This window comes from Desulfobacula sp., assembly GCF_014237455.1.
GTDB lineage: Bacteria > Desulfobacterota > Desulfobacteria > Desulfobacterales > Desulfobacteraceae > Desulfobacula.
Window position 1 is genome coordinate 1 of the sequence record NZ_JABZFL010000030.1, and the last position, 26465, is coordinate 26465.

The 26465-nt window shown below is 42.7% G+C and carries 27 protein-coding genes and 1 tRNA gene; 10 read left to right on the forward strand and 18 right to left on the reverse strand.

All coding sequences use genetic code 11. The annotated features are described in order from the left end of the window. The 6 genes from HGJ91_RS04290 to HGJ91_RS04315 form a co-directional block, all read left to right on the forward strand. Positions 1 to 209: hypothetical protein (locus HGJ91_RS04290; protein WP_291346467.1), on the forward strand; the 209-nt coding region annotated here is incomplete at its 5' end. Positions 210 to 420: 211 nt separating this feature from the next. Then, a complete protein-coding gene (locus HGJ91_RS04295) occupies positions 421 to 870 on the forward strand; it encodes a Crp/Fnr family transcriptional regulator (RefSeq protein ID WP_291346468.1) in 450 nt (149 codons plus the stop codon). Positions 871 to 883: 13 nt separating this feature from the next. Then, the gene (locus HGJ91_RS04300; protein WP_291346469.1) at positions 884 to 1333 is read left to right on the forward strand and encodes an OadG family protein; all 450 of its coding nucleotides are present in this window, start codon (positions 884 to 886) and stop codon (positions 1331 to 1333) included. A 44-nt stretch (positions 1334 to 1377) separates the two neighbouring features. Beyond that, the gene (locus HGJ91_RS04305; RefSeq protein ID WP_291346470.1) at positions 1378 to 2508 is read left to right on the forward strand and encodes a sodium ion-translocating decarboxylase subunit beta; all 1131 of its coding nucleotides are present in this window, start codon (positions 1378 to 1380) and stop codon (positions 2506 to 2508) included. Positions 2509 to 2565: 57 nt separating this feature from the next. Continuing rightward, on the forward strand, positions 2566 to 3021 hold the full coding sequence (locus HGJ91_RS04310) for an MFS transporter permease (protein WP_291346471.1): 456 nt from the start codon (positions 2566 to 2568) through the stop codon (positions 3019 to 3021). A 22-nt stretch (positions 3022 to 3043) separates the two neighbouring features. After that, positions 3044 to 4654, forward strand: a complete 1611-nt coding sequence (locus tag HGJ91_RS04315) for a thiamine pyrophosphate-binding protein (RefSeq protein ID WP_291346472.1) — start codon at positions 3044 to 3046, stop codon at positions 4652 to 4654. Positions 4655 to 4667: 13 nt separating this feature from the next. Here HGJ91_RS04315 and HGJ91_RS04320 read toward each other — a convergent pair whose 3' ends face one another. From HGJ91_RS04320 to HGJ91_RS04340, 5 genes are all read right to left on the reverse strand, one after another. Then, positions 4668 to 5798, reverse strand: a complete 1131-nt coding sequence (locus HGJ91_RS04320; RefSeq protein WP_291346473.1) for a DUF362 domain-containing protein — start codon at positions 5796 to 5798, stop codon at positions 4668 to 4670. Between the two features lie 193 nt (positions 5799 to 5991). After that, on the reverse strand, positions 5992 to 7869 hold the full coding sequence (locus HGJ91_RS04325) for a CBS domain-containing protein (RefSeq protein WP_291346474.1): 1878 nt from the start codon (positions 7867 to 7869) through the stop codon (positions 5992 to 5994). Positions 7870 to 7893: 24 nt separating this feature from the next. Further along, entirely contained in the window at positions 7894 to 9156 is a 1263-nt protein-coding gene (locus HGJ91_RS04330) for a hypothetical protein (RefSeq protein WP_291346475.1), read from the reverse strand. A 24-nt stretch (positions 9157 to 9180) separates the two neighbouring features. Next, positions 9181 to 10029: a 3-methyl-2-oxobutanoate hydroxymethyltransferase gene (panB, locus tag HGJ91_RS04335; RefSeq protein ID WP_291346476.1), complete on the reverse strand. Its 849-nt coding sequence runs from the start codon at positions 10027 to 10029 to the stop codon at positions 9181 to 9183. A gap of 35 nt (positions 10030 to 10064) precedes the next feature. Then, positions 10065 to 10532 carry an Lrp/AsnC family transcriptional regulator gene (locus tag HGJ91_RS04340; RefSeq protein ID WP_291346477.1) on the reverse strand — a complete coding sequence of 156 codons (468 nt, stop codon included), beginning with the start codon at positions 10530 to 10532 and terminating at the stop codon, positions 10065 to 10067. A 286-nt stretch (positions 10533 to 10818) separates the two neighbouring features. Here HGJ91_RS04340 and HGJ91_RS04345 point away from each other — a divergent pair, with 286 nt between their 5' ends. Continuing rightward, entirely contained in the window at positions 10819 to 11502 is a 684-nt protein-coding gene (locus tag HGJ91_RS04345; RefSeq protein ID WP_291346478.1) for a hypothetical protein, read from the forward strand. Positions 11503 to 11505: 3 nt separating this feature from the next. Next, positions 11506 to 12756 (forward strand): IMP cyclohydrolase, encoded by a 1251-nt coding sequence (locus tag HGJ91_RS04350; protein WP_291346479.1) that lies wholly within the window; start codon positions 11506 to 11508, stop codon positions 12754 to 12756. A 57-nt stretch (positions 12757 to 12813) separates the two neighbouring features. Here HGJ91_RS04350 and HGJ91_RS04355 read toward each other — a convergent pair whose 3' ends face one another. Next, on the reverse strand, positions 12814 to 14844 hold the full coding sequence (locus HGJ91_RS04355; protein ID WP_291346480.1) for an RNB domain-containing ribonuclease: 2031 nt from the start codon (positions 14842 to 14844) through the stop codon (positions 12814 to 12816). Between the two features lie 42 nt (positions 14845 to 14886). Here HGJ91_RS04355 and HGJ91_RS04360 point away from each other — a divergent pair, with 42 nt between their 5' ends. Beyond that, entirely contained in the window at positions 14887 to 15489 is a 603-nt protein-coding gene (locus HGJ91_RS04360; protein WP_291346481.1) for a Smr/MutS family protein, read from the forward strand. On the opposite strand, the gene mltG is transcribed toward HGJ91_RS04360, so the two are convergent. From mltG to HGJ91_RS04405, 9 genes are all read right to left on the reverse strand, one after another. Next, on the reverse strand, positions 15490 to 16512 hold the full coding sequence (gene mltG / locus HGJ91_RS04365) for an endolytic transglycosylase MltG (protein ID WP_291346482.1): 1023 nt from the start codon (positions 16510 to 16512) through the stop codon (positions 15490 to 15492). Between the two features lie 85 nt (positions 16513 to 16597). Beyond that, complete coding sequence (locus HGJ91_RS04370) at positions 16598 to 18688, reverse strand: RnfABCDGE type electron transport complex subunit B (protein WP_291346483.1); 2091 nt, start codon at positions 18686 to 18688, stop codon at positions 16598 to 16600. 37 nt (positions 18689 to 18725) lie between these two features. Then, a complete protein-coding gene (locus tag HGJ91_RS04375) occupies positions 18726 to 19298 on the reverse strand; it encodes an RnfABCDGE type electron transport complex subunit A (RefSeq protein WP_291346484.1) in 573 nt (190 codons plus the stop codon). 12 nt (positions 19299 to 19310) lie between these two features. Further along, complete coding sequence (gene rsxE, locus HGJ91_RS04380) at positions 19311 to 19928, reverse strand: electron transport complex subunit RsxE (protein ID WP_291346485.1); 618 nt, start codon at positions 19926 to 19928, stop codon at positions 19311 to 19313. Positions 19929 to 19951: 23 nt separating this feature from the next. Next, positions 19952 to 20536, reverse strand: coding sequence for an RnfABCDGE type electron transport complex subunit G (gene rnfG / locus HGJ91_RS04385; RefSeq protein ID WP_291346486.1), 585 nt, complete (start codon positions 20534 to 20536; stop codon positions 19952 to 19954). Next, the gene (locus HGJ91_RS04390) at positions 20529 to 21497 is read right to left on the reverse strand and encodes an RnfABCDGE type electron transport complex subunit D (protein WP_291346487.1); all 969 of its coding nucleotides are present in this window, start codon (positions 21495 to 21497) and stop codon (positions 20529 to 20531) included. Before HGJ91_RS04390 ends, rnfG begins: the two co-directional genes overlap by 8 nt. Continuing rightward, positions 21490 to 22773: a 4Fe-4S dicluster domain-containing protein gene (locus HGJ91_RS04395; RefSeq protein WP_291346488.1), complete on the reverse strand. Its 1284-nt coding sequence runs from the start codon at positions 22771 to 22773 to the stop codon at positions 21490 to 21492. Before HGJ91_RS04395 ends, HGJ91_RS04390 begins: the two co-directional genes overlap by 8 nt. A gap of 74 nt (positions 22774 to 22847) precedes the next feature. Beyond that, the gene (locus HGJ91_RS04400) at positions 22848 to 23213 is read right to left on the reverse strand and encodes a cytochrome c3 family protein (protein ID WP_291346489.1); all 366 of its coding nucleotides are present in this window, start codon (positions 23211 to 23213) and stop codon (positions 22848 to 22850) included. Between the two features lie 104 nt (positions 23214 to 23317). After that, positions 23318 to 23779, reverse strand: coding sequence for a SoxR reducing system RseC family protein (locus HGJ91_RS04405; RefSeq protein ID WP_291346490.1), 462 nt, complete (start codon positions 23777 to 23779; stop codon positions 23318 to 23320). A gap of 154 nt (positions 23780 to 23933) precedes the next feature. Between HGJ91_RS04405 and HGJ91_RS04410 the strand changes: the two genes are divergently transcribed. After that, positions 23934 to 24009, forward strand: a tRNA-Asn gene (locus tag HGJ91_RS04410). Positions 24010 to 24083: 74 nt separating this feature from the next. On the opposite strand, the gene HGJ91_RS04415 is transcribed toward HGJ91_RS04410, so the two are convergent. From HGJ91_RS04415 to HGJ91_RS04425, 3 genes are all read right to left on the reverse strand, one after another. After that, positions 24084 to 24734 carry a lysophospholipid acyltransferase family protein gene (locus tag HGJ91_RS04415; RefSeq protein ID WP_291346491.1) on the reverse strand — a complete coding sequence of 217 codons (651 nt, stop codon included), beginning with the start codon at positions 24732 to 24734 and terminating at the stop codon, positions 24084 to 24086. A gap of 113 nt (positions 24735 to 24847) precedes the next feature. Then, entirely contained in the window at positions 24848 to 25690 is an 843-nt protein-coding gene (locus tag HGJ91_RS04420; protein ID WP_291346492.1) for a metal ABC transporter permease, read from the reverse strand. Further along, the gene (locus tag HGJ91_RS04425) at positions 25683 to 26438 is read right to left on the reverse strand and encodes an ABC transporter ATP-binding protein (RefSeq protein WP_291346493.1); all 756 of its coding nucleotides are present in this window, start codon (positions 26436 to 26438) and stop codon (positions 25683 to 25685) included. The genes HGJ91_RS04420 and HGJ91_RS04425 overlap by 8 nt, the downstream gene beginning before the upstream one ends. Between the last annotated feature and the right edge of the window lie 27 nt (positions 26439 to 26465).

The window sequence follows — 26465 nt, forward strand, 5'->3', positions numbered from 1 at the left end:
TGTTATCTTCCATTTGGTCTCCTTATTTTGTGTTATTGTATTTTCTTACCCAATTAAATCAATTAACACATTTGAGGTTCTACCTCAAAGGAGACCATCTTTCTCATTTTATCGAAGAACGAGCGAGTTCATGGCGGTCAGCGAAGGTAAGCTTAAACCGTGTTGCAATGTCCATCCAGCGGACGGAAGGGGATCAGCCGGGGACATAACCATATGAAATTATAGATTGTAAATAGCCTGTGACGGGTTAGGCGATATTTTTTATGGCAAATATCCAGTTTTGGAAAAACCAATCGTTTTTTTTGTAAAACAAAATCATATATAGAGGTAACTTATCACTTTCCTATCGACAGGATTTATAAAATATGGTTGAATGAATGTTTTTAAAACAAGTATGGTTTTAAATGTTACGGGAAAATAATGAGTAATATTAAAGAAATTTTAAACAAATCATCTATCTTCAGTTCTCTTGGGGAAGATGATATTCAAAGGCTGGAATCACTTTTTGAGAAACGGGAAATACACCCGGGAGATATCATTACAAATGCCAAAGATGTCGCACAATTCTTTTTTTTATTAAACAATGGTACTGTTTTGCTTGCCATGGAAGAAGGCAGATCAGTTGTTCTAAATACACCCGGGGATTTCATCGGACTGGAATTGTTATCTGCCGGAGGCATTTATAAAACGACCATGACTGTTCTTGGAAATGGAAGTGTGTTTGCCGTACCAAGGCAGGATTTTTTAGCCGTTATTCAGGAAGATTCTGAAGCAGCAGCCACCATTATGGTGTCCTGGCAGGAATATCTTGACAAAACAGCATCGTTTGCAAAAAATATTGAAGACATAAATCTTTTGGAACATTTTTAATGGAGGTAGACGTTTGTACGGATTAGAAGCAATCAATGCCAACAATGGGTGGGCTATTTCCGTTGTCGGAGTATCAATCGTATTTTCAGGTCTTGTCATGCTTTCCCTTGTGATCTCACAGCTTCATAAGGTATTGGCTTTGTGGGAAAATCCTTCAAAGATTAAAGCACTCTTTAAAATAAAACAACCTGAAGATCAGTCAGACAAATTGCAGGAAAAGGAAATAGCCGATCAGGCAATTTTTACGGAAAGCCAAAAAGAGGTTGTAAAGCAATTCGGCCTTCTTATAAGAACCATGGAAGATCATTTTTCATTGCCAAGACTGCTCCATCTTGCCCAAATCAGTGATTTAAAAAATCCTCATTCAACTCTTAATAACCTTCTCGAAACAAAGATAATTATCCCCGATGGCTCAGGTTTTTTTACATGGGAAAAAGAGACGTTTGACAAAGCCATTTTATAATAGAACAAATTTCTTAAAAAAAATGACAAGTAAAAGGAAATAAAATGGATGTGTTATTTATAGAGTTTTATCACAACACAGGGTTTTACCTGTGGGACTACCGTTACCTTATCATGATTGTTGTAGGGTTGGTGTTTGTCTATCTTGGAATTGCCAAAGATTATGAACCGCTGCTCCTGGTTCCCATTGGATTTGGTATCCTCATGGGAAATATTCCCGTATTCCAGGGACTGGGTTTAAGTATTTATGAAGACAACTCAGTTCTCCATTATTTATATTTCGGTGTGACACAAGGGATATATCCGCCCCTTATTTTCCTTGGCATAGGGGCTATGACAGATTTTTCCACCCTTTTGGCAAGGCCGATTCTAATGCTTTTAGGGGCAGCTGCCCAGACCGGTATTTTTATAACATTTCTGGGTGCACTGGCCCTCGGGTTTGCCCCTAATGAAGCCTCTTCCATCGGAATTATCGGTGGCGCTGATGGCCCGACCGCCATTTTCCTTACAGCAAAACTGGCACCCCACTTGATCGGCCCCATTGCCGTGGCAGCCTACTCATACATGGCGCTGGTTCCGGTTATTCAGCCTCCGATTATGAGGCTTTTGACTTCAAGAAAAGAGCGGTTGATACGAATGGAAGAGCCCAGGGAAGTTACAAAAAGAGAAAAAATAATTTTTCCCATTGTTGCATTCCTCCTCTGCTGTTTTCTGGCCCCTGCCGCCCTGCCATTGCTTGGAATGCTCTGCTTCGGCAATCTCTTAAAAGAGGCTGTTGTAACGGAAAGACTTGCTCAGACCGCAAGAAATTCCCTCATTGATACAGCAACCATACTATTGGGGATTACAGTTGGTGCAAGTACTCAGGGAGATATTTTTCTTGTACCAAGCTCGATTGGAATTTTCGCCCTTGGTGCACTCTCATTCAGTATTGCCACAGCATCCGGCGTTCTTTTTGCCAAGTTCATGAATCTGTTTTTAAAGATAAAGATCAATCCGCTTTTAGGGGCAGCCGGTGTGTCTGCTGTTCCGGATTCAGCCCGCGTTGTTCAGATGGTCGGCCAGAAAGAAGACCCCACCAACTTTTTATTGATGCATGCCATGGCGCCCAATGTGTCCGGTGTTATCGGATCAGCTATCGCCGCTGGTGTATTATGGAGTTTGATGGCGTCTTGATTTAAATTTAATAGTTGCCTGAATATATAAAAAGGCAAAATTAAAGGTGGATGGATAGTGTCAGAAAAGCCAAAAGAAATTATTATATCAAAAGAAGATGCCGTTTTCTGGATGGATAAAAATGGTGACTGGCATAATGAACACGGAAAGTTCGAGCATCCTAAAATCATAAAATATTTTAACGCATCCATAAAAAAAGATAAAAACGGGTATTATATCCACCAGGTGACGGATGAGGTTGATGAAAAAGTATATTTTCCTTATGAAGACACAGCCCTTTTTGTTTTTGATATAAAAGTGAATGAAAATATCCTCCTCACATTAAATAACAATGACACAATAAAATTTGATCCAAAACAACTTTTTACCAGGGATGACAACCTCTACATTCAAACCGCTGAACACCAGGTTAAGTTTAAAGATCGCGCGCTTTTAAAAATTTCAAAGTTTATGGAAGAAAAGAATGGACAATTGTTTTTTAAACTGGAAGGCAAGACCTATCCTGTTCAATAGCCATTGGAAGGGGTTAAACTAAATGATTACAGTGGCTCGCCAATTTTCTGAAACGCTTAAGGAAATCGGTGTTCGATATGTTTTCGGGGTCCCAAGCGGCAGCATGATTGACTATATTGAGGCCATCCGTAAAACAGGGAAGATTGATTTTATACTTGTCAGTCATGAAGCCAGTGCCGGCTTTATGGCATATGTCTGTGGCAGACTGACCGGTATTCCCGGCGCTTGTTTTGCCACTTTTGGCCCAGGCGCGACAAATCTTTCAACCGGTGTGGGCGGAGCACTGCTTGACCGGTCTCCGCTGCTGGCCTTTACAGATGAAATGCCGGAAGAAAAACGGCATCGCACCGTCCAGATGAATATTGATCATCAGGCATTCTTTAAGCCGATTACAAAGTGGACGACCCGTTTAAAGACCGGCACGGTCAGGGAAACACTTTTAGAGGCTGCCCGGATTGCCGGTTCCGGAATACCCGGACCGGTGCACGTCGGAATTCCTTCGGATATCAGCAACAAAAAGAGCCAAGAAGACCACATACAATTAACGCCGCTTCCAAAAAGAAAACCGGCAGCATTGTCTGTGATACAAACAATGCAGGAGATGTTTTCCCGGGCCTGTAACCCTCTGATTGTTCTGGGAATTACAGCGGTACAGACAGATGTAAAATCCTTGATACATGAGGTGATAGAAAAATTCCGGCTGCCTGTTATTCTGACCCCAATGGCCAAGGGAATGGTTTCAGAAGACCACCCTTCATATGCCGGTGTTCTGAATCATGCACTGGCAAATATTGTCAGCCGGACGTACCAGCAGGCAGATCTGATTCTTGGTATTGGATATGATCCTGTTGAAGTGAATTATGAAGACTGGGTCTCTGATGCTCCCATCATTCATATTAATACGGTTCCAGTGGATCTTGATACCGATTCCCATACGATTGCCGCAGACGTTGTCGGGGATATAAAAATCTCACTTCAATCGCTTATGACTGTTTCTCATTTGAACAATAAATGGGATATGGATGCAGTGCTGAAGCAAAAACAAAAAATGTTTGCAACTTTACAATCCTGCGAGGGGTCATTTGGTCCCCTGGCGGTGCTTGAAGGATTGAGAAAAATACTTCCCGATGACGGTATCATGACCTGTGATGTCGGTGCCCATCTGCATTTGATCGGACAACAATGGCGGACACCGGAACCCGGATGTCTGCTGATGACAAATGGATGGTCCTCAATGGGATTTGCCATACCGGCGGCAATTGCTGCAAAATTATGTCATCCTGAGAAAAAAGTCGTATGTGTCGTGGGGGATGGCGGTTTTTTAATGACGGCAGGAGAAATGGCAACCGCCCAAAGGCTGGATTTGCAAATTGTAATTATACTCCTATCGGATCAGGAGCTTTCACTGATTCGGATTAAACAAAAAAAGAAAAATTATCAATGTGGGTATGGTACCCTGCTTTCTGAAAAGGATCATCCGGTCTCGGATTTTTTTCTTGGCGTTCCGGTTTTAACCGTTTCGGATCAGACGGCTTATAAAACAGCATTGCAAAAAGCATTTGCCTGTTCTGGTCCAGTGATTGTCAAGGCTGCAATAAACAGCTCGGAATATGATGATTTGGTACTTAAATGATCGACCGGTTAAATTATTTTTTATATGACAGTGTTTTTAATTTAACCAGATTATACTCTCTTGTTCCAAGCCCTATTTTTTGGGCATAGTCAAGCTGATGTTCCCAGTCAACAGAGGGGTAAAGACCTTTGAACTTATCTTCTCCAGGGTTTAGATTTGTCTCAAGAACAGTGCCGGGCAGTGCTTTTTGCTGGTTGACAAGGTCGGCACTGGCCTGGTCAATGGCGACAGGATCGATGGATGCGAGAACGCCCACATTATTAACAATGGGGGATTCGCTGTAAGACAGACAATCGCATTTGGGTGTAATGTCCGTAATAAAGTTGATGAAAAAAGCCTTTTTTTCTTTGTTTTTAAGGACACCAAAAGTATGTTCCATCATTTTTTCAAGAAACACCGGGACGGTCTGATTCCAGTTGATATTCACCGATTCAGTCGGGCACCTGACAATGCATTCAGCACATCCGATGCATTTATTTTTATCAAGATAGGCTTTTTTTTCTTCAAGATGAATGGCGCCTGCAGGACAGTGTTTTTCACATTCGGCGCACCCGATACAGGTTTTTCTTTTTATTTTTGGGCTGACATTGGAATGTTGGTCAAGTTTCCCTCTTCTGGAGGCACATCCCATGCCAAGGTTTTTCAGAGTACCGCCAAACCCCGAGAGCTCATGGCCTTTAAAATGGGCCACAGAAACCAATGCATCTGCATCAATGATCTCAGATCCGATATAAACATGTTTGCAGTTTTTCTGGCCCACGTTAATTTTTGTTTCATTTTTCCCCCTTAACCCATCGGCAATAATAATGGGAGTGGCATCCATAGAAGAATAAGAGAATCCATTTTCAATGGCCGTATGAATATGAGAGATAGAATCTGATCTTGTCCCCACATAGAGGGTATTGGCATCGGTGAGAAAAGGGCCGGCCTTATATTTTTTTATGGTCCGGATGATTGTTCTGATAAAAACCGGACGGATATAGGCAGTATTGCCCTGCTCGCCAAAATGAATCTTTACGGCGGTCAGATCATTTTTGTTTAAAATGTTTTCAATCCCTGCTTTTTCAACAAGCCTTGAAAGTTTCTGGGGAAGGTTTTCCTTTGAAGTGGTTTCTAAATCTATAAAAAAAACATCAGCAGTCATTGTTTTCTCCTGGCAGGGTTTATATATTTTAGTTGTAAGAAATAAATTGTCAATTCTGATTTCCTCAATATTCACAACTATTAAATACGCTAACCAGTTGAGAATTACAATATACTGGATGCAAAAACAAGCTGTCTTTGGGAATAATCCCGAAAGACAGCCTGTTAAGGGTAAAGAGGTGCGATTGGATCGCTTATGTCATGGTTTGCAACAGCCGGAAGAGTGTTCTTCGGGCAAGTATGTCACCTGAAATGACACCGACCACTTTGTCTTTCTCAACAATGGGCATGGCTGATATTTCATGATTCTCCAGCTTCCGGATACAGTCAATAATGGTGGCATCGGGGCTGCTGGTAATTACGTCTGCAGTCATGATTTTGGTCAATGGAGAATCCATGGGCAGTTGTGACGCCATGGCCCTGGTAATATCCCAGGAGGTTACGATACCGATGAGTTTGCCTTTTTCAGACACGACATTGACGATGGTAACATGGGCATCCACTATCAATTGAGCTGCATCGGTCACGCTTTTGTCTACACCGATGGTGGGGGCTTCTTCCATGATATCCCGTGCTGTCCTTGATTTTTCTTTTGATGCAATTCTCTGAACACTTATTCTTTCTGCAATTTCACAGGGCAGGCTGTCTGCATCTTTGCAAAGACCGTCAATGAGTTCTCCCATATTTCGCCGGATAACTGTTTCAAGCTTTTCAACAGCAGCTTTTCTGCGAATTTCCGCAAGATTTGCAAAATCACTTCGGTTTTTTTCAAGCCAGGGTTCAATGGCGTTGGGATTTCCTAGAAGGTCTTTGGGAATCAGCAGATGATTCGGTGTCGGAATAATCCTTTCATGGGCAGCATAAATGACCCCGCCTGAGTTTACCAGGTAATCCGTTGCAATCAGCACACCTTTGTCCCTGTAAACATGACGTTCCATTCTTCTGCGCTCCGCTTTTCTTGCAGGGTTCGGAGAATAGGTGTTTGCCCCTTCAACAATGATCTGCCATTTTCCCATCCTGTCCGTGGTCATGGATGGGCTTGAGGCGGCATCCACATCCAGGTAGTTGAATACGGGCGATGCCGGAACCAGACAGAATGCGGATTCGGTTAGAAGGTTGTTGGGAGAGTTGGAAAAGACCATGTTTTTTAATTCAGGATGGTCCTCGTGCATGATTTGATCATGAAAATATTTCTGGGTCACGGTACCAAATTCTTTCCACATATCAAAGAGCTGTTTCCAGGGGAGCCCGTTCGAATTTAAAAGATAGCCGTCTACATCACTGATTCCTTTAATAATGGGGCAGTTTTCAGAATCATAATCATGGAAAATTCTTCCCACATGGGCACCCACAGCCCCAAATCCCTGGATGAGAATGTCTAGGTCCGAAGGGTTGGGGATGACCATGTTTTTAAACTGGGGCAGTTGCTTTAATTTGGGCAGGTGTTCGAGCAGGGCTTTGGTGGCTACCACAATACCATTGGCAGCACCGCCGAGTTCATCGATTCTGTTGCCGCCCATATCAGCCGGTTTTGATACGACATTGTTCAGGCCGTTTTCAATGGCAAAGGTTTTCATGTCCGCGTCATTGGTCCCCACATCCGGGCCGGGGATATAGATGTCCTTATATCGTTTTAAAAGTTGTCCAAATCCTTTTATGACTTCATACCGGCCTTCTTTAGAAAGATTTTCAGGTCTTACAATACCGGATTTTCCACCGCCAAAGGGAAGGTCGGCTGCGGCATTTTTAAGGGTCATGCCCCTTGCAAGATTATGGATAATATCCGGGGTGATATCCGGCAGCATTCTTGTGCCGCCCATGGACGGCTGACCCATGGCAAGGTTGTCCACCACAAGGAATCCGCCGATCTCCACAGGACTTTCTTCATTCCACATGCAGGACACCAGCCTTGGCCCCAGGCGGTCTACTTTTATGCCCAGGCGTTGAAGACGGTCAACATTCAGGGGACCGAATTCAAGAAATCTCGAAGGACCTTCCTTGATCAGGCGGTTTTTCCAGATACTTTCGGGCAGGGTATCGTGCAAAAATTGATGCATTCTTGACGGAATCATTTGTAAATTTCCTTATGCTTTAAATTAATGTAGATTTTTCGCTGCAATGATACCGGTGCCTGACTTGATCAATGCCTGTGCTGTCAGGTTGACGGAATCCTGTTTGTCAAGATAATTGGTTTGGAGTTCGTCCATCAGATCATTATCCAGAACTTCCTGTTTGGATAAAAAGTATTCAAGAATGTTGGATGGGTGTTCTCTTTCTTTCTCTACAGCAATTTCTCCACCTTCATGTTTTGCAGCCATATTAGGAACTTCTTTGGCAATTTCAATGAGTTCATCTCTCCTGTTGTAGGGTTGATTCACAATTGACTGATAAGTTTCAGTGATATGGTGCTCAAAGCGAACCTGTTTTTCCAGGCCCAATTGTTTTCTAATAATATTTGCCTGTCGGATGGTTTCATTGTTCACGGAGTTGGAAAGGTTAAAGCCCACAAGAGATGTGGTGCCATCTTCCCGGGAGAAGAGTTTGGCAGTCATGAGTGTCCACATGATAAAGTATGGATTGTCATTGCCCACGTATACGGAGATCTTAAATTCAATGTCCACACCCAGCCTGTGCATCATGTATCCTAAAAGAATAGTACCGGAATTTACGTTCAACACCTGCTGAATCCCATAGCTAGTATAATAATGGAGGTATTCTTCAGCCCATTTTATAGGATAGTCATTGGGCTGCCCGATACCGCCAAAATACCCGGTAATGGTGCCAGGGCCGCCAAGGTGAACATTGCTGCCATCGGTTCCCCGGGTATCAAGGGATTCCACGTAGGTGGCACCGATAATCTGCATGGCAAGGGCTGTAGCCATGATATCCCCGTTATCTTCAACCTGTTCGGCCATGTTTCTGACCCTGATAATCCGGCCCGGCATGAGCTGTTTTTTTTCAATGGCCTGTTTGGCCTGGGCCATCAGCCAGGGGAAAAACTGCAGGGCACTGATTTCAAGGGTTACAGCATTGATAGAATCAATAGATGAGGCATCGGCATCTTTTCCCAGAATATTTTTGCAATAGTCATCCATTGAAATAAAAGCTTTCTTATCCCTTTGTTCCATCAGCCATTCAAGGTCGGCAACATAGGGAGAGTTTATTTCTTTAAGACGTTTCATTAAGGTTTCAGGGTGTCTGGCCTGTTGAGCTTTTTCATTAATGGCTTTGGCACCGCCAAATTTTTCAATCAGGTCACAAAGTTCTTTAACTTGTTTGTTGTCAGGACTTGTGACGAGTTGATTAACGATGTCGAGATCTTTTGTTTTAATTTTAAGCATTTCTTTAAGGTCCGTCATGGTGATTCCTTTCTTTTTGGGCTTTTATTTTTTTATTTGTGCCAGAAATTTTTCTTTTTCCCCTGCCATCATATGGTAACAGTGCTGGTCTTCCGGGAATCTGCCTTCCCGAACATCTGCACAATAGGCTTTCATGGCATCGGTGATGATGCTGGCAACATCGCAATATTTTTTAACAAATTTCGGGGTGAATGCCTGGAATTGACCGATGAGGTCGCTGACAATCAAGAGCTGCCCGTCACATTCTTTTCCCGCACCAATTGAGAATACCGGTATGGTCAGGGTGTCGGCAATATATTGAGCTACTTCCGGGGGAACTGCTTCCACCAGAAGCATCTGGGCCCCGGCCTCCTGAACAGCCAGGGCATCTTCAACAACCAGGGCGGCATCTTTGGCTGTTCTGCCCTGAGCTTTGTGGCCGCCCAGCGCTCCTGAACTCTGGGGGGTCAGGCCAATATGCCCGATGACAACAATCCCTGCTTCCACAATAGCCTTGATTCTTGAAGCCACCCGGGTGCCGCCCTCAAGTTTGATGGCATCTACGTCTGCTTCTTTGAGGAAACGGCCGGCATTATATACCGCATCCACATCAGAGGTCTGGTAACTCATAAACGGCATGTCACCAATAATAAATGTGTTGGGCGCACCCCGTCGAACCGCATCACTGTGAACAATACATTGGTCCATAGTGACAGGAACCGTCCCCTTGTATCCATAGACACACATGCCAAGGGAATCACCCACAAGAATCATATCAAGTCCTGCTGCTTCTGCAAACTGGGCAGTGGGGAAATCATAGGATGTCAGCCAGGTGACTTTTTCATTCTTTTTCTTCATTTTATAAAAATCATGGATTGCTTTTTTCTTAGCCATTTTATTCTCCTTTTTAGATTATTCGTGTGTTTTTATTAACCTGAAGCTGCGTCAATAGGCCATCCCTGGTCGGGTTTGACCTCTGCGTATACAATAAATGTTTCGATTTTTCCCATGCCGGGAATGGTGGCCAGCTTCTCTTTGATCAATTTGCCAAGATCGCCTATGTCCGGGGCAACGACATGGAGAAGATAATCAAACCTGCCGGTAATATGGTAGCAGGCACGGACATTGGAAATCTTATTGATTTCATTTTCCAATAGTTCAATATCCTTGACCCGGTGCCGGTCAAGGGAAATACAGGCAAACCCCTGGGCTTTCAGCCCCAGCTTTGCTGGATCCACAATCGCCCGATATCCTTTAAGAATTCCCTTGTCTTCAAGCTTTTTGACCCGGTCCAGCATGGTGGATGGCGCAAGTCCGGTCTCTTTGGCAAGCTCAGTGTTTTTTTTTCGTCCATCCTGCTGCAATGCTTTTAAGGTGTGTCTGTCAATATCATCCATGGGGTCTCCAAGATTAAATTCGTTATTTTGGTCAAATAGATACAGAACAATTCGATAATATATTATTTATACCGAATAAAATTGCAATGTCAAGGATAAAAATTTAATAACTTACCAAAAATTGCTAAAATTATCGAATTTTATTCGATGGAAAAAAGTAAGATCATTATTGGAGAGGCTTTCGCACCTGGTATAGAAACTTGACTTTAAGGTGCTAATTATATTATTAATCGGGTCATTAAAAGAAAAAAATTTTAACCTTTCATTATAAAATTAAGGAAAGATTATGGGCAAGAATGTTGTGGAAAAAATTGATGATCAGGTGGAAATCAAGACCCTTCTGATGAGTGTGTCTGACAAATCAGGCCTGGAGTCCTTTATTCCGGGACTGGTTGAGTTGAACCCGGAAATTTTGATTCTGTCAACCGGCGGGACATATGGTAAAATAAAAGAGATCCTGGGGGATAAAGCAGATACGTGTTTAAAACAGGTGTCAGACTATACGGGTCAGCCTGAAACCCAGGGAGGACTTGTCAAAACCCTTGATTTTAAAATTTATCTGGGTCTGTTGACAGAAACCTATAATGATGCCCACCAGGAGGATTTAAAAAGAACCGCTGCCCGTGCCATTGATATGGTGGTGGTGAATCTTTATCCCTTTAGTGAAACCATTGCCAGACAAGGGGTGAGTTTGGAAGATGCCAGGGGAAATATTGATATCGGCGGCCCGACCATGATCCGGGCATCTGCCAAAAACTTTATCCGGGTGGCATCGGTGGTTGATCCTTCCACCTATCCTTTGATTCTGGAAAAACTTAAGGCCAATAACGGATCTTTATCCTTTGAGGACAGGTTTGGGCTTGCCCAAAAAGCATTTGAGCACACAGCAGTCTATGATAAAACCATTGCCGGTTATCTTGCCGAAAAATCGATAAATGATGTTAAATCATGCTATAAATCAGGAGAATAAGCCATGTCCAAAGATCTCAAAGCGATGTACAAAACAATTATGGATGATCATTTTACCCCGCAGATGGAAGTGTCTTTTGTTGATGGAGATAAGCGACAGACCCTTTTTTATGAAAAAGTTTCATGGGTGATTGACGGGGTGAACAAGGGATTAAGGTATGGTGAAAATCCAGGGCAGGAAGCAGCGCTTTACCGGCTTGTCAACGGCAACCTTTCCCTTGGCGATGCCCAGACCATTACCCCGGGTAAATACCTGGTGTCTGATATTGAATTACTGCAATCAGGCAAGCATCCGGGAAAAACTAACCTTACCGATGCGGACAATGCCTTGAACATCTTAAGATATTTTACCGATACCCCGTGCGCCGTGATTGTCAAACATAATAATCCTTGCGGGGCTGCAAGGGCGCAAAGCCTTGAAGAGGCCTATCACAAAGCTTATATGGCGGACCGTGTGGCAGCCTTTGGCGGTTGTATTGCACTGAATAAGGCCGTTGATAAGGCCACGGCACAGGCCATCGCCAGCCAGTATGCAGAAGTTGTGGTGGCACCGGAATTTGAAGACGGGGTTATCGATATATTGGGTGCCAGGAAAAATTTACGGGTAATCCGGATTAATAATATTGATACGCTTCAAACCTTTATCGGTGAACGGGTGATTGATTTTAAAACCCTGATGGACGGTGGGATGGTGGCTCAATGGTCCTTTGTTCCCCAAACCCTGTCTGAGAAAGATCTGGTTGTGGCGGTAACCGAGTATAAAGGAGAATCATACAAGATCAACCGAGAGCCTGCAAAACAGGAGTATGAAGATATGCTGTTCGGATGGCTGGTGGAATCCGGCATTACCTCCAATTCAGTGATTTATGTGAAAGACAATGTCACCGTAGGGATCGGAACGGGTGAGCAGGACAGGGTAGGGGTTGCAGAAATTGCCGTAGACAAGGCCTATAGAAAACTTGCTGACAGGTACTGCTTTGAAAGACATGAGATCTCCTTTGCCGATCTGACGGATGCTGATAAGAGAGAGCAAATTGAAAATGATGTTAAAGAAGTCAAGGGCGGTCTTATCGGATCTGCCATGGTGTCTGATGCATTTTTCCCTTTCAGGGACGGTATTGACGTGGGACTTGCGCAGGGGGTGAAAGCCGTGGTTCAGCCTGGCGGGTCTATGAACGATTATCAGTCTGTTGAAGCATGTAATGAGAATGATGCAACAATGGTTTATACTGGGCAGAGAAGTTTTAAACACTAAATTTATTTATATTGGATTTTTAAAAAAGCAGGGCAGAGATTTCTTGTCCTGCTTTTTTTATACAAACAAAGAGAGCTGGTCACGTCTTGCATCAGCATGTTGGATGGTGACCTGGACGATATCCCCGTACTTGAGTTTGATTCCGCTTGGGGGAAGTTTTGCTTCAAACATGAATTCCTTTATCAGCACATTATAGTGATCCCTGTGACAATCAAGAACCAAGGCTTCATAGGTGCTTCCCCGCATGGATTCCAGATACTTGATAATCCAGTATCGCTTTCTTGATGCCTGTACCCTGCCGACATTGGCAATGGTCAGTGAAATGGATTGGAGAATGTTTTCAAGTTCAGCCTTGGAGTAAGCTTTGTGATATCCGAAAATAGCCTTTATCTGCCGCTGTGTCAGAAGGTCATGATATCTTCTGATGGGGGATGTAGCGGTGGCATATGCTTTGACACCCAGACCCGAATGGATTTCCGGATCTGTTCCGACCATTGCACGGCTCAATTGTTTTCTTTGCATAAAATTCAGGGTTAAAGAGGTTTCAATACCTTTGAACAGTCTTTGTTTAGGTGCTGGTTGGGATCTGAAAACAGCAGGCATGTTGTTGTTTGCAAGAAATTCAGCCATCAGGGAATTGGCAAAGATCATCATTTCAGAGACCAGCATGCGTGCAGGGTTTTCCCGGTCAATTTTTAAATATCCGATCTCCTGATTTTCTTCGATCCATACATTTACTTCAGGCAGAGTGATCTGAATAGCGCCGGCTTTGAGTCTTTTTTCCCGCAATAGTGTTGCAATTTTATAGAGGGTGGTAATGGGGTCATTTTTGCCGTTTAACAGGTTTGCCTCGGTATAGCTCATCTGCGTATGAACTTTGATGATACTGGGGACAATATCGTATTCCAGAATTTTAAAAAAGCGGTTCATTTTAATGATGGTGCTGATACCCGGTCTTATTTCATTTTCTTTCAGGCTGCAAAGATTTTCAGAAAGATTGGGCGGTATCATGGGCAGTTTATCATCGGGCATGTAAATGGAACTGGCCCGATCCCTTGCCGCAAGATCTATCGGGTCATTGGATTTAACATAGGCATCAACATCAATGATATGTATTCCGAGCGTATATCCGGTTTCCGTATTTTCAAGGCTTATAGCATCATCAAAATCAAGTGTGGACTGGCCGTCAATAGTGATCAAGGGAGTATTTATCAGGTTCTTTCTTAACGGGTCGTCAAAAAAGTTAGTCTGGGCGCTTGCCAGGTTTTTTTCCTGTTCCAGCACATCTCGAGAAAAGACAGTGGGGATTTGCATGGCCAAAAGATTGGTATTCTCATTTTGATCCCATACCCCCGCCTTTACAAATACATTAAATAATTGTTCAGGTGAATTAAGGGGTGATTTTTTGATAATATTTCTGGCAGTCAGGTAGGAAGCAGAATCATTGTTAAACAGATAATAGGATTTTAAAACATCAATGATATTTTGATCAATCCTAGTGTTGCTGCCGTTTTTATTGTTTAAAACATCATTGATCCATGCAGCACCTTTTTGGATCAGGATTTCCCTTTTTTCAGCCTCTTTGATCTGTCTTTTTTTGGTTTTAACCTGTTCGGCCGTATAAGGGGCAAAGATTATTTTATTGAATTTAAAATAGAGCCTGTCGTGAAAAAAGGCCCGAATAACCGCTGCTTCATGGTCCGAAGTCAGGGGGGGATCAAAACAGAAAAGGGTCATGGTTTCGATATCAATGTCTTCAGATTCTTCATGAAGAATTTCCCATAATTCTTTAATGTCTATGGCCTCGGAAAGTTTTTTTCGGTTTTGTGTGAGCTGTTTTAACTGGGTGACAATGGAGTCCCTGGAAATAGAAGTGTCAAGGCATATCTGTGATATATGAGACAATCGTTTTTCAGAAAAATTAACTTCCCGATTATTCTCATTGAGTAATCTTAATTTGCCTTTTTTTTCCTGTAATATAACAGCAGAAATAATTTTCTGCTGGTCAATATACTCTACAATATTCCCTTTAATCATGATTCCGACAATAGCAGGAAGGGGGTGTGTTGTCAAATGAACAAGAGACATGAAAATCTTGTAAATTAAAGGGAAATACGATAGAATAATTTTATGGGAAACAAAGAGAATAAACAGAAAAAAGACTTAAAAAAACAGAACAAAAATGATCTGCCGATTTTTGATTCTGATCATGATTTTTCAAAGGCATTTGAAAAAAATGAGATAAAGACAGACAAAAAAACAATTCAAATAAACAAGCATGGGGTGCCGGTGTTGGATACTCTGTCTGGTGACCGGAATTTCACAGAAAATAGAGGCGAAGAAGATTTTGCCGAATTGTTGGAGGAATCTTTTAAAAACGGGGAAGTAAAACCTGTAAAGAAAACATCTCCCATGCCTGTAAAAAAAAGATTAAAGCGGTATCCGCCTGTTGAAGTTGAGCTGGACCTGCATGGTTACAACGCCATCGGGGCCCAGGTCAAAGCCAGGTCGTTTATCCTTTCTTGCAAACATCAGGGATTCTTTACATTAAGAATTATTGTTGGAAAAGGGCTCCATTCAGATCTTGGGCCGGTATTGCCTGATGTTGTTGAGGATATATGCAAAGAAATGAAAAAACAGAACCTGGTTATCGGGTATGAATGGGATAAAAAAAAGAAATCTAAAAGCGGTGCTGTGATTGTTTATTTGAAACAATTTGAACGCTTTGAATGATTATTTTTTTCTAAGCTGGTACTTTTTGACTGCCTGATTGTGCTCTTGGATGGTTTTTGAAAATTGATGGGTGGTATCTTTTTTGGAAACAAAAAACAGATACCCGGTTTGAGCAGGATACAAGGCTGCCTGCAATGATTTGGCTCCGGGGTTTGCAATGGGACCCATGGGAAGCCCCTTGATTTGATAGGTATTATAAGGGGTTACCATTTTAAGGTGTTTTCTTTTAATGTTGCCGTCAAAGTTTTTTATGCCGTATATGACGGTGGGATCACTTTCCAGCCGCATATTTTTTTTTAGTCGATTATGAAAAACCGAAGAGATCAAGGGCCTTTCTGAAGCATCTCCCGTCTCTTTTTCAATAATGGATGCAAGGGTCACAATATCATGGACAGAAAAGCCAAGAGTTTTTGCCCGGGCTTTCCATTGTTCAGTGAAAATAATTTTAAAACGTGTAACCATAGTGGTAATGATATCTTCACAGGAAGTATCCTTTGGGAAAAAATAAGTGTCCGGGAAAACCCAGCCTTCCAGAGTTGTTGATTGGATTCCTAACGAGAGGATAAAGGATTTGTTATGGCAAAGATCCACAAATTTTGTAATATTGCAGAAATTTGCCTTTTCAACTAAACCTGCAACCTCTTTTATATTCAATCCTTCCGGAAGAGTTATCCTGTATAATCTAACTTTGCCTTTGATAAGGATTTTAAGAATCTGGTCAGGGGATTTTGATGCAGACAGAAGATATTCTCCCGCCTGAAGGTTTTTGCCGGCTTTTTTTATTTTTGTGAATAATGTAAAATATGTTCTATTTGATATGATGGATTCTTTTTCAAGGTTTTTTGCAATGACCGCAAGGCTTTGACCGGCTTTGATGGTAAAAATTTTTTCAACGGCAGAAGGATTTACGGGTTTTTTAATAAAGGATGTTAACTCAAGGTAAAAGAAAAGTCCGCAGCTTATCAGGAAGGCAAAAAGTACGAAAATAGAAACAATAATTATTCTTAATTTGTTTTTGGCCATATTATTTGAAAAAGCATAAACGGATAAAGAGTATCCAGCACGACACCCTCTATCCGTTATAATGTTCTAAATTACAGCTTTAAAATCAATTCGCTTTTGCTATTGGAAAATCAATATCTGGATTATAACAAATCCTACAGCAGTTCAGGCATCTTTCAGCTTCTTTATGGGCCGCATCCTCCGGCAGAACAAGATCAACCTCAATCATTGAATCAAGTCTTTGATCAACAGGAATTTCCGGCATTTTTGCCCGGGCGGTTTTTTTGATACCATCCACTTTCGTGAAAATAGATTCAGGAATTCGTTTTTGCTGTAAAGAATCCTTTACCGGTTCGACCGGTTCTCCTTTTAGGAACAGGTCAATGGATCGGGCGGCACGCCGTCCACTGCCAATGGCATCAACAACAAGGGCAGGTCCTGTGGCAGAATCTCCTCCTGTAAAAATATAGGGGATGGAAGCCTGCAGGATTGCCGGGTCATTGTCAATGGTATTCCATCTTGTCAGTTCCAGCTCAGTCATCCTTTTATGAGGGTCTTGTTCTTTAAAAGAGGCATCCGGAGATTGACCAATGGCCGAGATCACCATTTCCACATCAAGAAGGGTTTCGGAACCTTCAATAGGTACTGGTCGACGTCTACCGCTGGCATCGGGTTCACCCAGTTCCATTTTAAGGTATTCGAGCTGGGTCGCCTTGCCGTTTTCATCACCAATGACTTTAGTGGGGGCAGCCAGGAAAACAAATTCAACGCCTTCTTCTTCAGATGCAACAATTTCAACCTCATTGGCCGGCATCTCATTTCGGGTTCTTCTGTAAACGATGTATACCTTTTCAAGACCAAGCCGTAAAAGAGTTCTTACACAGTCAATTGCGCTATTCCCGCCGCCGACTACAGCAGCAGTTTTCCCCAGTTTTATTTTTTCACCACTGGAAAATCTCTGGAGAAAATCAATTCCTTTAAAACAGCCGTCAAGATCCTCTCCTTCAATGCCAAGGGAATAATCCTCCCAGGCACCCACTCCAAGGAACACTGCTTCATAGCCCGAGGCCATCAATGATCCTAATCCAAAGTCAACACCAAATCTAACATTGCAAAAATCCTTGATTCCAAGGTCAAGAATTCCTTGGATTTCCCAATCCAGAACCTTTTTGGGGAGCCTGTACTCTGGTATGCCATATCTGATAATGCCGCCAAGCTTTGGCATGGCCTCAAAGATATCCACCTGATGTCCGATTCTTCGAAGGAAGAATGCACAGGAAAGCCCGGCCGGTCCGCCACCGATCACGGCCACCTTTTTGCCCGTATCCGGGGCGCATTTAATGGGAATTCTGGAACCTGAATTCATTTCATAATCAGCAACAAATCGTTTAAGCTGGTTAATGGAAACCGCCTCATCTTCAATTCCTCTTCTGCACTCATCTTCACAAGGATGGGGACAGACCCTGCCACAGGCAAGGGGCAAAGGATTTCTCATGCGGATGGTCTGGACAGCTTCCTTATATTTGCCTTCCCTGAGCTGGTTGATATATCTGGGAATATTAATTTCAGCAGGACAGGTCTGGGCACAGGGTGCCAGAGCATCCTGTGCCTGGTTAAACTTCATGAGTTGTTCAGAAAGGGTTTTTACCACAATAATATCTTTTGGGCATGCCTGCTGGCAAGCACCGCAGCCCACGCATTTGTCATCATCCACAACAGGATAGCCGTTGGCCCCAAGTTTAAGAGCATCAAACTGGCAGGCCTTTACGCAATCACCAAGACCAATACATCCAACACCACAAACCCGTTTCCCGCCAAACACAAGTGCCATGGCCTTGCAGGAGGAAATTCCCATATAGTGGTATTTATTATCGGCTCGATTTCCGCCTTCACACATATTATAGGAGAACAGGCTTTCAGCAGCGCCTGCATCAACTCCCATTATTTTTGCAACTTCTTCCACGCCTTCCTTGCTTGATATAACACATACAGAAGGTGGGGCTAAACCATTTACAACGGCTTCTGCAGCAGAAGAACATCCTGCATATCCACAACCACCGCAGTTTGCAGCGGCAAGGTTATTTTCCACCTGTGCGATTCTCGGATCTTCATATACATAAAAGACCTTGGATGAAAGGCTGAGCACAATACCGCATACCGCACCGATGCCTAACATAAACAATAAAGCTGGGATCATAATATCACCTTATATTTTTGAACTTTCTCTTTGTTTTTTAAACCATTCCTTTAAAGGACATAAATGTCAACGCAATCACACCTGCTGTAACAAGAGCGATAGACGTATCCTGTAATGGTTTGGGTACTCTGGCAAGATTGATTCTCTCCCGAACACCGGCAAACAAGATCAGGGCCAGCCCGAAACCCACTGCATAGGAAAAGGAGGAAACAAGGGCACCTAAAAATGAGTATTCATTACTGATGTTTAAAAGACATGCCCCCATTACTGCACAGTTAGTTGTGATTAACGGCAGGAAAATACCAAGTCCTGCATAGAGTCCGGGAATGCTTTTTTTCAAAAACATTTCAACAAACTGGACAAGGGAAGCAATGACCAGAATAAATGAGACGGTCCTTAAATATTCCACGTCAAGTGCTTTTAACAAGTATGTGTCCACTATCCAGGTGATCATCCCTGCCATGACCAGAACAAAAATAACGGCCATTGCCATACCCACAGCAGTCTCCATCTTTTTCGATGTGCCGAGGAACGGGCAGTTGCCAAGAAACTGGGCAAGGAGAATATTGTTAATGAAGACACCTGCGATGAAGATTTCAAAATATTCCATTAATAGTCTCCTTTATTTTTCCCCAATAAGATTCATGATTGCCAGCATCAGGCCAAGCGCCACAAATGCACCGGGTGCTTCGACCATAAATGTGAAAGGATTGAAGCCGGGAAAGCTGGTTGCCATATCAAAAACAGAGTTACCACCCCATATAGTGATGGTGCCTGCACCTAAAATTTCCCTAACCGCACCAAGGGCAGCCAGAGACAATGTAAACCCAATGCCGATGCCCATACCATCCGCAACTGACATGACAGGACTGTTCTTGCTGGCAAATGCTTCTGCCCGACCAAGAACAATGCAGTTTACAACGATCAAAGGGATAAATATACCCAGTTTAAGAAATAATGGATATGTATATGCCTGCATTACGAGCTCCACAATAGTAACAAATGTGGCGATGATTACAATATAACAGGCGATTCTGACTTTTGACGGTATCACGTTTCTAAGAAGGGATACCAACAGGTTTGAGAAAACAAGAACAAAGGTGGTCGCAATACCCATGCCAAGTCCGTTTTCAACTGTTTTGGTTACTGCAAGAACCGGGCAAAGCCCTAAAACAAGCCTGAAAGGAGGTATTTCAGCCCATAGTCCTTTTGTAAATTCTTTTGCCAAGGATTGTGCCATATCTAAACTTCTCCTCTTTTGCCTTATTTAATCTGTTTTAAGATTTCAGGTTTGAGTTTTTTATACAGATCCTGTGCCTGGATGGCTGCCAAAGTTACAGCCTGTGAGGTGATAGTGGCACCGGACATTGCATCGATTGATCCACCCTGACCTTTTAATGCCAGATTTGCATCCATGGTTTTTTCTTCAAATTGAGAAACAAATTCAGGGTCGTCCTTGGCCCTTGCACCCAGACCAGGAGTTTCAGAATGTGTTGTCACACGGGCGGCAACAATCTGGTCGCTGTCAAGGTCGATACCAACCATTAGACCTACATCACCGCCATAACCGCCTTTGCCTTTTGTTTGAAACGCAACAGCCTTAGATCCGTCTTCAAGTTTGGCAGGGAAGAATTTATATTTTATTCCCTCATGCTCAATCTCAAATTTTTCCTTGGCAGGGTCATTGGATACTTTTCCGAAAATATCATTCATGGCAGGTGCCAGCTGGAATTTAAAAATTTGTTGTTCGATCCTGTCTTCAGTACCGGATTTTACAGAGGCAAGCAGCCCTCCTGAAACAGCTGTCAAGACTGTTAAAACTATAATCATACTCATCATTTCACGCATTGTTCACACCCTTTCCCAAAGCTTTTGGTCTTATAATGTCAATGAGGGGGTTTACAACATTTAATAAGAGGATTGCCAATACAGTACCATCTGCATAGGCACCGATGTTTCTCATCAGGATGATCATTACTGCAGCAGAAAAACCGTAAATGAGCATGGGAATTCTGTTTACAGGAGAGGATGAATTCTCTGTGGCAAGAAAGAATGCCCCGATCAGGGTATACCCTGAAAATAGATGGATCACAGGGCCTGCATAGGTGTCCGGGTTTGCCATGCTGAACGCCAAGGCAGTTACAATGATGCCCACAATAAAAGACACTGGAATTTCCCACCGGATATATCCTCTTAAAATCAGGTAGATACCACCGATAATCAGGCCAAGCCCAAAGGTAGAACCAATGGCCCCCACCTGTTTGCCCATAATAAGGTCGCTCATGGGAAATACGCCTGCAACCTCATAGGCGCCCTGGAATTTAAGGGCTGCCAGCGGTGCAAGGGCGGTAAAATCGAATTCATAATTGACATAGGCAGCATCGAAATCGAAAAAGACTTTCCAGGAAAGCATTAAGAATGCCATTCCCACAAGGGCCGGGTTAAACGGGTTTGCCCCGATACCGCCAAAAATCATTTTGCCGATAATCACTGCTACAAAAGTCCCGGTAACGACAAGCCACCATGGGGATGTGGCCGGAAGCATCATGCCAAAAATAAGCCCGATGACTGCGGAATCCAGGTCACCGATAGAGATCTTTTTTTTGGATATCACATTCATGATAAGTTCCCAGACCATAGCACTGGAAAGAGATAGTGCAAGTACACCAAAGGCAGGTGCACCAAACTGAATAATACCAAAAATGACCGCCGGAAGGGTGGCAATCATTATATTCAGGTTCATTTGAAAAAGACTGTCTCCGTCATGCCAGAAAGGTGCATGGGATACTGTTAATTTGTTATTAGTCATTGGCAGTCTCCAAAGCTCTAAGTTTAAAAAGCTCATGTTTTCCTAATCTGATATACTGGTATAAAGGTATCCTTGCGGTACAGGTATAAGCGCAAAGACCACATTCAATACAGGACTCAAGATCATATTTATCGGCTGCCTCTTCATACTGGTCAGCCTCAAGGTATCGTACAAGAATATTCACAGGAACATTTGCAGGACAGATCCGGATACAGTTGCCGCAATTAACGCAAGGATTGTCTGATAATTCCGGAATAATATCTCTGTCCTGAATCATCACCGTATCCATATCCGGCTGGACAGGATGGTGAGGGGTGTATGTAGCAAATCCCTTCATGGGCCCACCGATGACAATTCTGTCCTGTTCGTTGATATGAATATTGAAGGCATTGAAAATTTTGCGTAAAGGTGTCCCAATGGTGGCCTTGATCCTGTATTGAGTTCCCTGTTTTCCAATAACCGTCAGAATTTTTTCAAACCCTGCAGATTTTGTTTTGTATGCGTTGGCTAAAGAAACCACAGCCTCGGCGCTGATAAAACTAACACCCATGTCTTCCGGGGCTTTCCCTGCAGGAAGTATCATGCTTAAATGGTCTTTTAAAATCATTGCCGGTAAATTGGACGGATATTCCATTGAGGTTTTGAATACCTGAATCGAATCAAACTTTCCTTGAACATTTAAGCTTTCCGGAACCATGATACATAGTTTTGGGACATGGGTTATCTTTTTTAAAACTTTTGCTCCCTCTTTTATCTCATCCAAAAACTTTAAGGTTATATACTGATTGGTTGTTGATAAAAGATCCATATCTGAACAGGTAATGACAATGGTATTAATTTTAACGTCATCACTGGCAAGAATTTTTAGCGGCGGTGCCCCCGGCAGTGTCCTGAAGTATTCATCAGCAGAGGCAATATCATCTTTTAAATCGTATGTTATCGAATTTGTCTGGGTTGTCTGGCCCTGATTACTTTTGATAACAAGATAGGTGGATGTGCTGCCAAAATCATCCGAATAAGTGTCAATAGCGCTGATGGTTCCTGCAACGGGAGAAATTGTATACTCTGTACTTTGATTGTAAAGGCGTAACTTTTCTCCCTTTTCAACCGCGTCCCCTTTTTTTATTAAAGCCTGTCTTGTGTTGTCAATGGGCTCATTTAATAATAAAGTAAGGTTGGACGGGATGGGTATTGGCTCCGACTCTTTAGGATCCGGTTCCACAAGATCATAGCTGAGTCTTGGTTTGGTTAACGTGAAAAAAGATCGTTTAATCATAATAAGTCCTTGTTTTGTAAAAAGCTTAGATCATTTATTATTGTTAATCTTTAAGATATAAAAATTTAAATTAACTATAATGAATGACACGTATTACATTCTACCGGACCTGCGCCAACATCTTCATGGCATCCCTGGCACTGAGCATGAAATGCATCAGTTCTTGATGGCAAGTCTTCATCACCTGTGTCTTCATGACACTCACTGCAGTTGTAGGTTTCATCATCTTCAATGTTATGATGGCAGTCCAGGCAATCATCTGTATAATCGCCTGTGTGTACTGAATGGGTGAATAAAACTTTGCCGGCTTTGTTCTGAAACATCATGCGTACTGGTTCTTCAGGTGCAGGGGGAGTAAAAGAGGCATAGCATATAATTCCTGTGATCAAAAATATGATCATAATTAATAGTGCTACTTTTAGGTCTCGTTGTGATGTCATAAATACTTCTCTCTTGTCTAAGGGTTAGAGTTCATGCGACAAACCCACAACTAGCATGGCGTTATATTACATCATAGTTGTCTTGGCAAGGAAAAAATTTAAATTTAGGGTGTGGTGCAATCGGCTGGGATAATTTGTGGTTTTTTTCTGACAAGGAAAGGCTTATAGGCCTCTTTTTTTGAAAGGGAGTTGTTTTTTTTCCGGATGATATAAAAGGAGAATCCAAAAAATAAAAATCCTGAAATCATGGAAGCAAAGGAGGGGTCCATTTGAAGAGAAGGTGCAAGACTGTTTCCGATCACTGCACCGATGATCAGTAAAATAATGGGGAATACATATAAAAAAAATGTTAAAAAAAGCATGGGTTTGGTTTCAAGTCCAATGACCACATGATCCCCTTTTTCAACATTGAGTGTGTTTTTAACATCAACAGTTATTTCTTTTTGATTATTGGCTGTTCCGCAGCTTTTTTGGGAAGAGCAGGACTCACAGGCACCGGATCTGGTTGTTTTTATCCAGGCAACAGACTGGTTTGCTTTGGTTACAATTCCGTTTTCAGTGATCATAGTTTAATTATCTCTTATCAGGTTCTTGGCATTATAGCTCTTCGTCTTTTAAAAGGATAAACGTGATGTATAATGATGTCAAATTTTTTTTGTTTTTTCTTGACAAAAAAAATGTGTTGATATAATCTCACCAAGTCTTATTCAAAGGCGCTGCTCCCCAGTAGCTCAGTTGGCAGAGCAATTGGCTGTTAACCAATGGGTCCGCGGTTCAAATCCGTGCTGGGGAGCCAACTTAAAAAACATCTCCCATGGAAATTTTAACTGGATTTTTTTCAGTCGGCTTAAAGGTCTTTTTTGTCCGGGTCTAAAGAAATAGTCTGGGCCTCATGGTGTTTTCAAGATATTGGCGATGGTGTTCAAAATTATTTCCGTTGTCGGAGGGTTTAAACCGGATTTCCCGGCCAAAGGTGATGCAGACCCGTGAAAAGGGTTTGGGCAGCATGAATCTATCCCATGAATTGAAAAACCAGGCCTGCTCTGTCGAGGTATAAAGGGGAATCACAACCGCATCTGCCTCAAGGGCCATCTTAATGGCACCGGCTTTGACTTTGCCGATGGGCCCGGTCGGTCCGTCAAGAATATGGGCACCAAGCCGGTACGTCTTTAAATGGGTGATCATCATATCCATAGCTTCCCCCCCCCCCCGTGAAGAGGACCCTCTGGGGGTATGCCAGCCTGTCCTTTTGGCCACCCCTGAAATCAAATCCCCGTCTTTGCTCTGGCTGATCATCAGACCGGGGTTGTATTTGGAATAGGTCTTGAAATGGCGGATGGCTGGGAAAAACTGCTGGTGCCATGCACATAAAAGAACGGGGGTTCCCTGTTTCCGAAGCTTCTGCCAGTGCCCCTCATTTTTTACCCTGAGCCTGAAGGTCATACTATAAATTTGGATAAGGTAATAGGCAAAAAAAATAAAGGGCCGGGTATAAATAATAAATTTTAATTTTTTAAACATTGGCTGCTTCTCCAAATTGAAATCCACAGGCACTTTAACAGATATATAGGGTAAAGTAATCTCCTAATTTATTTACAGAAAATTAACCGGATATTACGGACTTGATTTATAAATTATGATCTTAAGAACTTATGGATAATCAGCAGGACAAGGTAAACCGCACCGCTTAATACAATGATGGTAGGTCCGCTGGAAAGGCTCCATGAGTAGCTCAGGCATAAGCCGGTCCACGTAAATAAAGTGCAGAATAAACAAGAATAAAGCATCATCTGCCACAGCCTTTTTGCATAAAAGGAGGCAATAGCCGAAGGAATCGTCAACAGGGCAATCACCAGCACAATCCCCACGATCCTGACCATAAGCACCACGGTCAGGGCAGTAAGGATGAGCAGCAGAAGATAGAAAAAACTAGTATTGATTCCTCTTAAGGAGGTGAACTCATTGTCAAAACAAACACCAAAAAACCGGTTGAAAAAAAGGATGGAAACACTAAGAACCAAGGCATCCAGGCATGCAACATACAAAAGATCTTTACTTGAAATCAGCAGGATATCGCCAAACAGATAGGAACTGAGATTGAAATAACCCGGCGTCCTGTCAATGAGCAAAATACCCGATGCCATACCCACGGCCCAGAGCGTACCGATAATGGTGTCCTCCCTCTCCTTTGCATGAAGGCTGACAAGTCCCACGGTCACAGCGGCAACGATTGCGGCAAGCACGGCTCCTAACATCGGATCAAACCATGTGAGCCCTGCATTTACCTGGAGAAAAAGTGCCAGCCCAATGCCGCCGAATACGCAGTGGGAAATGGCTCCGGCAAGGTATCCGATTTTTTTTATGGTGACAAATGTTCCGATGATGCCAAAGGAGATGGAGGCAAGGGCACCCATGATAAATGCATATTTTAAAAACAGGTTGTCAGGGTCAAAGATTGCATAAACCATATCAATCATGAGTGTGTCCTTCTTCGCTGCACCTGTGATCATGCCGTACCATTTTCAGATCGCCATGATAAATATCCTTTATCATGGCTCCGTTTATCAGAGTTGTGGGGTGAATGACGACCTGACGGTTCACACATATAACGCTTTTTACATATTTTGAAACAAATCCGAGATCATGGGATACCAGGAGAATGGTCATTTTTGCGTTCAGTTTTTGTAAAATGGAAAATAGATTCTCTTCTGTCTCATGATCCACATTAGCAGTGGGTTCATCCAGCAAAAGGATATCCGGGCTGCTGCATAAAGCCCTGGCAATAAGAATACGCTGTTTCTGACCGCCGGAAAGTTCGTTAAATTCTGTGTTGACAAAGGCTGTCATCCCTACTTCATCAATGGCAGTTAATACCTCGACCTTGTCCTTTTTTGAAAACCACAGGTTTGATTTTGCGAGCCGTCCCATGAGAACCACATCCATTACGGTTGCCGGAAAGTCCATGTCCAGGTGGGCATACTGGGGCATATACCCCATCTGCTGTCTGACCTTGTCCGGAGATTTTCCAAATACACGGATCACCCCTCTATCCGGTTTAATCAAACCAAGGATCAGTTTGAGCAGGGTGGTTTTTCCGCCGCCGTTGGGGCCGACAATGCTTGCAAATTCTCCTTTTTTAATCACAAGGTCGACATTTTCCAGAACATTACGCTGCTTATACGCAAACGAGATATTATTTAATATGATTTGATGATCATTTTGCATAATTTAAACCTTGATGAATACGGTTGC

Coding starts and splice junctions, on each gene's coding strand:
- HGJ91_RS04345 (WP_291346478.1), top strand. CDS start 10,819: ATGGGCAAGAATGTTGTGGAAAAAATTGATGATCAGGTGGAAATCAAG.
- HGJ91_RS04295 (WP_291346468.1), top strand. CDS start 421: ATGAGTAATATTAAAGAAATTTTAAACAAATCATCTATCTTCAGTTCT.
- HGJ91_RS04370 (WP_291346483.1), bottom strand. CDS start 18,688: ATGATCCCAGCTTTATTGTTTATGTTAGGCATCGGTGCGGTATGCGGT.
- HGJ91_RS04355 (WP_291346480.1), bottom strand. CDS start 14,844: ATGTCTCTTGTTCATTTGACAACACACCCCCTTCCTGCTATTGTCGGA.
- HGJ91_RS04375 (WP_291346484.1), bottom strand. CDS start 19,298: ATGGAATATTTTGAAATCTTCATCGCAGGTGTCTTCATTAACAATATT.
- HGJ91_RS04350 (WP_291346479.1), top strand. CDS start 11,506: ATGTCCAAAGATCTCAAAGCGATGTACAAAACAATTATGGATGATCAT.
- HGJ91_RS04415 (WP_291346491.1), bottom strand. CDS start 24,734: ATGTTTAAAAAATTAAAATTTATTATTTATACCCGGCCCTTTATTTTT.
- HGJ91_RS04405 (WP_291346490.1), bottom strand. CDS start 23,779: ATGATCACTGAAAACGGAATTGTAACCAAAGCAAACCAGTCTGTTGCC.
- HGJ91_RS04325 (WP_291346474.1), bottom strand. CDS start 7,869: ATGATTCCGTCAAGAATGCATCAATTTTTGCACGATACCCTGCCCGAA.
- panB (WP_291346476.1), bottom strand. CDS start 10,029: ATGGCTAAGAAAAAAGCAATCCATGATTTTTATAAAATGAAGAAAAAG.
- HGJ91_RS04395 (WP_291346488.1), bottom strand. CDS start 22,773: ATGATTAAACGATCTTTTTTCACGTTAACCAAACCAAGACTCAGCTAT.
- HGJ91_RS04390 (WP_291346487.1), bottom strand. CDS start 21,497: ATGACTAATAACAAATTAACAGTATCCCATGCACCTTTCTGGCATGAC.
- HGJ91_RS04360 (WP_291346481.1), top strand. CDS start 14,887: ATGGGAAACAAAGAGAATAAACAGAAAAAAGACTTAAAAAAACAGAAC.
- HGJ91_RS04315 (WP_291346472.1), top strand. CDS start 3,044: ATGATTACAGTGGCTCGCCAATTTTCTGAAACGCTTAAGGAAATCGGT.
- HGJ91_RS04330 (WP_291346475.1), bottom strand. CDS start 9,156: ATGACGGACCTTAAAGAAATGCTTAAAATTAAAACAAAAGATCTCGAC.
- HGJ91_RS04425 (WP_291346493.1), bottom strand. CDS start 26,438: ATGCAAAATGATCATCAAATCATATTAAATAATATCTCGTTTGCGTAT.
- HGJ91_RS04340 (WP_291346477.1), bottom strand. CDS start 10,532: ATGGATGATATTGACAGACACACCTTAAAAGCATTGCAGCAGGATGGA.
- rnfG (WP_291346486.1), bottom strand. CDS start 20,536: ATGCGTGAAATGATGAGTATGATTATAGTTTTAACAGTCTTGACAGCT.
- rsxE (WP_291346485.1), bottom strand. CDS start 19,928: ATGGCACAATCCTTGGCAAAAGAATTTACAAAAGGACTATGGGCTGAA.
- HGJ91_RS04420 (WP_291346492.1), bottom strand. CDS start 25,690: ATGATTGATATGGTTTATGCAATCTTTGACCCTGACAACCTGTTTTTA.
- HGJ91_RS04305 (WP_291346470.1), top strand. CDS start 1,378: ATGGATGTGTTATTTATAGAGTTTTATCACAACACAGGGTTTTACCTG.
- HGJ91_RS04400 (WP_291346489.1), bottom strand. CDS start 23,213: ATGACATCACAACGAGACCTAAAAGTAGCACTATTAATTATGATCATA.
- HGJ91_RS04320 (WP_291346473.1), bottom strand. CDS start 5,798: ATGACTGCTGATGTTTTTTTTATAGATTTAGAAACCACTTCAAAGGAA.
- mltG (WP_291346482.1), bottom strand. CDS start 16,512: ATGGCCAAAAACAAATTAAGAATAATTATTGTTTCTATTTTCGTACTT.